Source organism: Pseudomonas sp. SDO5522_S412 (assembly GCF_054071215.1).
On record NZ_JBSVWQ010000267.1, the window covers coordinates 1 to 7,160 of the forward strand.

The 7,160-nt window shown below is 62.0% G+C and carries 5 protein-coding genes; 2 read left to right on the forward strand and 3 right to left on the reverse strand.

What is annotated here, in order from left to right; genetic code table 11:
- Window positions 1-68: 68 nt before the first annotated feature.
- The 3 genes from gshA to ACW9I6_RS29050 form a co-directional block, all read right to left on the reverse strand.
- Window positions 69-1,652, reverse strand: a complete 1,584-nt coding sequence (gene gshA / locus ACW9I6_RS29040; protein ID WP_008435798.1) for a glutamate--cysteine ligase — start codon at window positions 1,650-1,652, stop codon at window positions 69-71.
- 214 nt (window positions 1,653-1,866) lie between these two features.
- Entirely contained in the window at window positions 1,867-2,250 is a 384-nt protein-coding gene (locus ACW9I6_RS29045; RefSeq protein WP_003213170.1) for a PaaI family thioesterase, read from the reverse strand.
- A complete protein-coding gene (locus tag ACW9I6_RS29050) occupies window positions 2,250-4,574 on the reverse strand; it encodes a Tex family protein (RefSeq protein WP_457340114.1) in 2,325 nt (774 codons plus the stop codon). Before ACW9I6_RS29050 ends, ACW9I6_RS29045 begins: the two co-directional genes overlap by 1 nt.
- Window positions 4,575-4,931: 357 nt before the next feature.
- Between ACW9I6_RS29050 and ompR the strand changes: the two genes are divergently transcribed.
- Together ompR and ACW9I6_RS29060 are read left to right on the forward strand one after the other, a co-directional pair.
- Entirely contained in the window at window positions 4,932-5,672 is a 741-nt protein-coding gene (gene ompR, locus ACW9I6_RS29055; protein WP_003213175.1) for an osmolarity response regulator transcription factor OmpR, read from the forward strand.
- A gap of 116 nt (window positions 5,673-5,788) precedes the next feature.
- Window positions 5,789-7,102: an ATP-binding protein gene (locus tag ACW9I6_RS29060; protein ID WP_003213176.1), complete on the forward strand. Its 1,314-nt coding sequence runs from the start codon at window positions 5,789-5,791 to the stop codon at window positions 7,100-7,102.
- Window positions 7,103-7,160: the final 58 nt, after the last annotated feature.

Sequence of the window (7,160 nt, forward strand, 5' to 3'; positions counted from 1 at the left end):
CCGAATACATCGACTGGTACAACGCTTTCGCGAGCAAGCCCGCTCCCACAGGGGTCTGTGTCAGGCTTTTAGTTGCTGATGGCGAGGATGCTCGCCTGGTACGACCCGACAAACACGTCAAAATCACCCACTTCGTTCTGCTCAAGCTCCGCCTGCTGCGCCAGCGAACTGCGCGCCAGCTCCTCAAAACGTGCCTGTTCCTCAGCCTTCAACGGCTCGCTGCGGAAGTACTCCGCATGCACCTGGCTCTGATGCAGCGAGAACTGCGCAAAGCTCTCTTTACGCTCGCTCATCGCCGCCAGCACCTGGGCCGACGGGGTCAGGGACGAATCCTTGACCTTCGCCAGCTGCGCGTCCAGCGCCTGGCTGTGTTCATTGATGCCCTGGCTCTGGTCCAGCATCGCCGCCAGCGGAGCAATCTGCTCCAGCAGCTCTGCCGCCCATTCCTTCATGTCCACCGATTCGCCACGGCGCTGCAATTGCAGGCCCGGACGGCGGCCTTCCTTGACCACGCTGAGGAAGTTGGAGGTGGCGTTGCCGCACTCATTGTCGGCGAACAGCGGGCTGTCATTCAGCGCGCAATACAGCAGGAACGCATCGAGGAAGCGCGACTCTTGCAAGTCGATGCCCATCGGCAGGAACGGGTTGATGTCCAGGCAACGCACTTCGATGTACTGGATGCCACGGGCCATCAGCGCCTGGATCGGCCGTTCGCCGGTGTAGGTCACGCGCTTGGGCCGGATGTTGGAGTAGTACTCGTTTTCGATCTGCAGGATGTTGGTGTTGAGCTGAACCCACTCACCGTCCTTATGGGTACCGACTTCGACGTACGGTGCGTAGGGTGTTGCCACAGCTTCGCGCAGGCTGTCGGTGTAGCTCGCCAGGTCGTTGTAGCACGGCGTCAGGCCGGCCTGGGCGTTGCTCTGGTAACCCAGGTCGCTCATGCGCAGGCTGGTGGCGTACGGCAGGTACAGGGTGTCGGCGTCCAGCACTTCGAGCTGGTGCGAACGACCGCGCAGGAAACCCGCGTCCAGGGCCGGCGAGGCGCCGAACAGGTACATCAGCAGCCAGCTGTAGCGGCGGAAGTTGCGGATCAGCGCGATATAGGCCGTGGACTGGTAATCCCGGTCGGTGCCCACGAAGCCTTCGGCTTCCTTGAGCAACGGCCAGAGGTCTTCCGGCAGGGAAAAGTTGTAGTGGATCCCGGCGATGCACTGCATGGTCTTGCCGTACCGCAGGGCCAGGCCCTTGCGATACACGTACTTGAGCTGTCCGATATTGGAGGTGCCGTAGTAGGCAATCGGAATATCTTCCTCGGCCGGCAACGGGCACGGCATCGATGGACTCCACAGGTACTCGCTGCCGAGCTTGCTGTAGGCAAAACGGTGGATCTTGTCGAGGCTGCTCAGGGTATCGGCCGGGTTGGGCAACGCCGGCGTGATGAACTCAAGCAGCGACTCGGAATAGTCGGTGGTGATCTGTTCGTGGGTCAGTGCAGCGCCCAGGGCCTCGGGATGCGGCGTTTGTGCCAGTCGGCCTTCACCGGTGACGCGCAGGCATTCGCGCTCGATGCCGTGCAGGCATTGCTCGAGCAAAGAGAGGTGTTCGTGCTTGCCGAGCAGGGCCAGGCGGCGGTTGAGAAGTTCGCTCAAGTTGGATTCCTTCACGCGTCAGTCGCCCCAATATGGGGGTGGTCAGGACGGTCTACAAGGGTGAAGTGGAAACTGGCGTTATCGCCTGGTTTTTGAGCCGGATTGACCCACTCTGAAAGAGCCGCCCTCGTCCCTGAATCTGGCTATCGCGCACGAGGAAAAGTTCGGCGCAACTTTCGAAGCGCCGAAATTAACTCAAATCGATGACAGGGAGCTATAGGACAGCGAAGGTGCCTTGTGCTTTTGCGACCAGTTTTTCGTCCTGGTACACGTCCGCCTCGACCACCAGCGTGCGCCGACCCGGGTGAATCACTCGGGCGGTGCACAGCACATCGCCGTCGGAAACGGCGCGGATGTAGTTGATCTTGCATTCGATGGTCGCGCTCTGCTGGTCGAAACCATGGGAGCTGGAACACGCCAGCCCCATGGCAATGTCCACCAGGCTGAAGATCGCCCCGCCATGGAGCTTGCCAGCGCGGTTGCGCAACTGCGGTTCCAGGGTCAAGGCCACCTCGGCAACACCGGTTTCCAGGCGCTGCAGGCGGCAGCCAATGAGTTCGCTGAACGCGCTGTGGGTCAAGCCGGCTGGCAGTTCCATTAACGTTTCTTCAGTTGTTTGGCGTTGGCGAACAGCGAAGCCATGGCGTTGTTGGCCGGGGCTGGCGCGGTGGTTTCCTTGCGGGGTGCAGTGCCTTGGGACTGGCGAGGCGCCGAGCCCGGGCGTGCACCGCGGGCACCGTCGATTTTCTCGCCCGGGGTGTCGCTCATGCGCATCGACAGGCCGACGCGTTTGCGCGGGATGTCGACTTCCATGACCTTGACCTTGACCACATCACCGGCTTTCACCGCTTCACGCGGGTCCTTGATGAACTTCTCCGAAAGCGCAGAGATGTGCACCAAACCGTCCTGATGCACGCCGATATCCACAAACGCGCCGAAGTTGGTCACGTTGGTCACCACGCCTTCGAGGATCATCCCCAGTTGCAGGTCCTTGAGGTCTTCGACGCCTTCCTGGAACTCGGCGGTCTTGAACTCGGGACGCGGGTCGCGGCCAGGTTTTTCCAGCTCTTGCAGGATGTCGGTGATGGTCGGCACGCCGAAGGTTTCGTCGGTGTACTTCTTCGGGTCGAGGCGCTTGAGGAACGCGGCGTCGCCGATCAGCGAGCGGATGTCGCGGTCGGTTTCAGCGGCGATGCGTTGTACCAGCGGGTAGGCTTCCGGGTGGACAGCCGAGGAATCCAGCGGGTTGTCACCGTTCATGACGCGCAGGAAGCCGGCGGCTTGCTCGAAGGTTTTTTCGCCAAGGCGTGCGACTTTTTTCAGCGCTGCACGGGTCTTGAACGCACCGTTTTCGTCGCGGTGGGTCACGATGTTCTGCGCCAGGGTGGCGTTGAGGCCGGAGATTCGGGCCAGCAGCGCAACCGAGGCGGTGTTCACGTCCACGCCGACCTTGTTCACGCAGTCTTCCACTACCGCATCCAGGCCGCGAGCCAGTTTCAGTTGCGATACGTCGTGCTGGTACTGGCCGACGCCGATGGATTTCGGATCGATCTTCACCAGCTCGGCCAGTGGGTCCTGCAGGCGGCGAGCGATGGACACTGCGCCACGGATCGACACGTCGAGGTCCGGGAATTCCTTGGAAGCCAGTTCAGACGCGGAGTACACCGAAGCGCCGGCCTCGGAGACCATCACCTTGGTCATCTGCATGCCTGGGTATTTTTTGATCAGCTCGGCGGCCAGCTTGTCGGTTTCACGGCTGGCGGTGCCGTTGCCGATGGCAATCAGGTCCACCGAGTGCTTGGCGCACAGGGCGGCCAGGATGGCGATGGTCTGGTCCCACTTGTTGTGCGGCACGTGGGGGTAAACCGTGGCGTGATCCAGCAGCTTGCCGGTGGCGTCGACCACGGCAACCTTGCAGCCGGTGCGCAGGCCCGGGTCGAGGCCCAGGGTTGCGCGTGGGCCGGCGGGTGCGGCCAGCAGCAGGTCGTGCAGGTTGTGGGCGAATACGCTGATGGCTTCGGTTTCGGCGCCGTCGCGCAACTCGCCCAGCAGGTCGGTTTCGAGGTGGGTGTAGAGCTTGACCTTCCAGGTCCAGCGCACGACTTCACTGAGCCACTTGTCCGCAGGACGATTCTGATTCTGGATGCCGAACTGTTGACCGATCATGCCTTCGCACGGGTGCATGGTGCCTGGCAGCTCGTCGCCGACTTTCAGCGCGGAGCTCAGGATGCCTTCGTTGCGGCCGCGGAAAATCGCCAGTGCACGGTGGGACGGCATGCTTTTCAGCGGCTCGTCGTGTTCGAAATAATCGCGGAACTTGGCGCCTTCCTCTTCCTTGCCGGCGATCACGCGGGCACTGAGGGTGGCTTCCTGCTTCAGGTAGTTGCGCAGTTTTTCCAGCAGGTTGGCGTCTTCGGCGAAGCGCTCCATGAGGATGTACTTGGCGCCTTCGAGGGCGGCCTTGACGTCGGCCACGCCTTTTTCGGCATCGACAAAGCGTGCAGCTTCGGTTTCCGGGGCCAGGGACGGGTCGTTGAACAGACCGTCGGCCAGCTCGCCGAGGCCGGCTTCCAGGGCGATCTGGCCCTTGGTGCGGCGCTTCTGCTTGTACGGCAGGTACAAGTCTTCGAGGCGGGTCTTGGTGTCGGCGAGCTTGATGTCGCGTTCCAGCTGCGGGGTCAGCTTGCCTTGCTCTTCGATGCTGGCGAGGATGCTGATACGCCGTTCGTCGAGTTCTCGCAGGTAGCGCAGGCGCTCTTCCAGATGCCGCAACTGGATATCATCGAGGCTGCCGGTGACTTCTTTACGGTAACGGGCGATGAAGGGCACTGTGGAGCCTTCATCCAGTAGAGCGACGGCCGCTTCGACCTGTTGTGGGCGTACGCCGAGTTCCTCGGCGATGCGGCTGTTGATGCTGTCCATAAAACCACCTGAAATTCTGAAAGCAGGCTCGCAGGCCCGGAAAACAAGGCTCGCGAGGCTGGTTGAGCGGCCCGTCTGGCGCCGCTGCCTGGGTCAAGAGGCAGCCTATTGACCCTCGAAATCGAAAAAATCACTACAAGCGGGTGAAAAAAATCCCCTGGCAGTAAACGGTAACGAACTGACGTTGCCCTGCACAAAGGCGCCGCATTATAACCAGCGTTCTGCCCTTGGGGGGATTGCCGCCAAGGTTGTAGGGCGCGGGTTCGCTGGCGGTAGAGGAAAAATCTGCTAACAATGCACACGGTGCGTATAACGGCAGCTACGCCATAATGCGCGCCGAGATAAGAGGAGCATCTAATGAGCAGCACTGCACAAACTGCTGAAGGCGAAAAAATTCTCATCGTTGATGACGATCCGGGGCTGAGCAGCCTGCTGGAGCGTTTCTTCAACTCCAAGGGCTACCGTGCCCGCGCGGTGCCAAACACCGAACAGATGGACCGCCTGTTGGGACGTGAAGTCTTCAACCTGGTGGTGCTGGACCTGATGCTGCCCGGCGAAGACGGCCTGACCGCCTGCAAACGCCTGCGCGGCGCCAACAATCAGATCCCGATCATCATGCTGACCGCCAAGGGCGATGAGCTGAGCCGCATCAAGGGCCTGGAACTGGGCGCCGACGATTACCTGGCCAAGCCGTTCAACCCGGACGAGCTGATGGCACGTGTCAAGGCCGTACTGCGTCGCCAGGCCGCCCCGGTACCGGGTGCCCCAGGCAGCGAAGACGAAAGCGTGACCTTCGGTGACTACGAGCTGTCGCTGGCCACCCGTGAGCTCAAGCGTGGCGATGAAGTGCACATGCTGACCACCGGCGAATTCGCCGTGCTCAAGGCACTGGTGATGAACGCTCGCCAGCCGCTGACCCGCGACAAGCTGATGAACCTGGCCCGTGGCCGCGAGTGGGACGCCCTCGAGCGCTCCATCGACGTACAGATCTCCCGTCTGCGCCGGATGATCGAGCCCGATCCATCCAAGCCGCGTTATATCCAGACGGTGTGGGGTGTGGGTTACGTGTTTGTGCCGGATGGCACTGCAACCAAGTGACCGATGATTTGCAGAGGCGGGCGTGCCGGTGATGACTCGATAAGAGTCAGCCGGTTGCCCGGCGTTTGCAATTCTGCGAGCTTGGCTCGCTCCTGCAAGGTGTCCAGCTGTCTTTTATGAAAACCCCGTTGTGGTTCCCGCAGAGTTTCTTCTCACGCACCCTTTGGCTGGTGCTCATCGTCGTACTGTTTTCCAAGGCCCTGACACTGGTTTATCTGTTGATGAACGAAGACGTGCTGGTGGACCGGCAGTACAGCCACGGTGTCGCGCTGACCTTGCGCGCCTACTGGGCCGCAGACCCCGAGAACCGCGAGAAGATCGCCAAGGCCGCTACCCTGGTCCGGGTCGCGGGCGCGGGCGTGCCCGAGGGCGAGCAACATTGGCCCTACAGCGAAATCTACCAGCGCCAGATGCAGGCCGAACTGGGTGAAGACACCGAGGTGCGGCTGCGCATGCATGTGTCGCCGGCGCTGTGGGTGCGAGCGCCGAGCCTGGGGGAGGACTGGCTGAAAGTGCCGCTGTATCCGCATCCGTTGCGGGGGCAGAAGATCTGGAACGTGCTGGGCTGGTTCCTGGCGATTGGCTTGCTTTCCACCGCGTCTGCCTGGATTTTCGTGCGCCAGCTCAACCAGCCGCTCAAGCGCCTGGTGTTTGCCGCACGCCAGCTGGGCCAGGGCCGCAGTGTGCGCCTGCCCATCAGCGATACGCCGAGTGAAATGACCGAGGTGTACAGCGCGTTCAACCAGATGGCCGAGGATGTCGAACAGGCGGGGCGCGAGCGCGAGCTGATGCTGGCGGGGGTGTCCCATGACCTGCGCACGCCGCTGACGCGTCTGCGGCTTTCCCTGGAACTGATGGGTAACCACACCGACCTTACCGACGACATGGTTCGAGACATCGAGGACATGGACGCGATTCTCGACCAGTTCCTGGCGTTTATCCGCGATGGCCGGGACGAGGTGGTGGAAGAGGTCGACCTGACGGACCTGGTTCGCGAGGTGGTTGCGCCTTACAACCAGAATGGCGAGCAGGTGCGCATGCGCCTGGAGCCGATCCAGCCGTTCGCGTTGCGTCGGGTTTCGATGAAGCGCCTGCTGAATAACCTGATTGGTAACGCGCTGCATCACGCCGGTTCCGATGTGGAAGTAGCAGCCTACGTTTCCGGGGATACCAGCGCGCCTTACGTGGTTCTGAGTGTCATGGACCGTGGGGCCGGCATCGATCCGGCGGAACTGGAAGGTATCTTCAACCCGTTCACCCGAGGCGACCGTGCCCGGGGTGGCAAAGGCACGGGCCTGGGGCTGGCGATCGTGCGGCGGATTGCTTCGATGCATGGCGGCAATGTCGAATTGCGCAACCGGCCGGATGGCGGCCTGGAAGCGCGAGTGCGCTTGCCGTTGGGGCTGATGTTGCCCAGGGACGCGGTCTAAATGTGGGAGCGGGCTTGCTCGCGAAGGCGGTGGGTCAGTCCATAGAAATGTCGACTGA

What these genes read in the sequence shown, in the direction of transcription:
- ACW9I6_RS29045 (WP_003213170.1), bottom strand. Translation starts at nt 2,250, where the DNA reads ATGGAACTGCCAGCCGGCTTGACCCACAGCGCGTTCAGCGAACTCATT.
- ACW9I6_RS29050 (WP_457340114.1), bottom strand. Translation starts at nt 4,574, where the DNA reads ATGGACAGCATCAACAGCCGCATCGCCGAGGAACTCGGCGTACGCCCA.
- ompR (WP_003213175.1), top strand. Translation starts at nt 4,932, where the DNA reads ATGAGCAGCACTGCACAAACTGCTGAAGGCGAAAAAATTCTCATCGTT.
- ACW9I6_RS29060 (WP_003213176.1), top strand. Translation starts at nt 5,789, where the DNA reads ATGAAAACCCCGTTGTGGTTCCCGCAGAGTTTCTTCTCACGCACCCTT.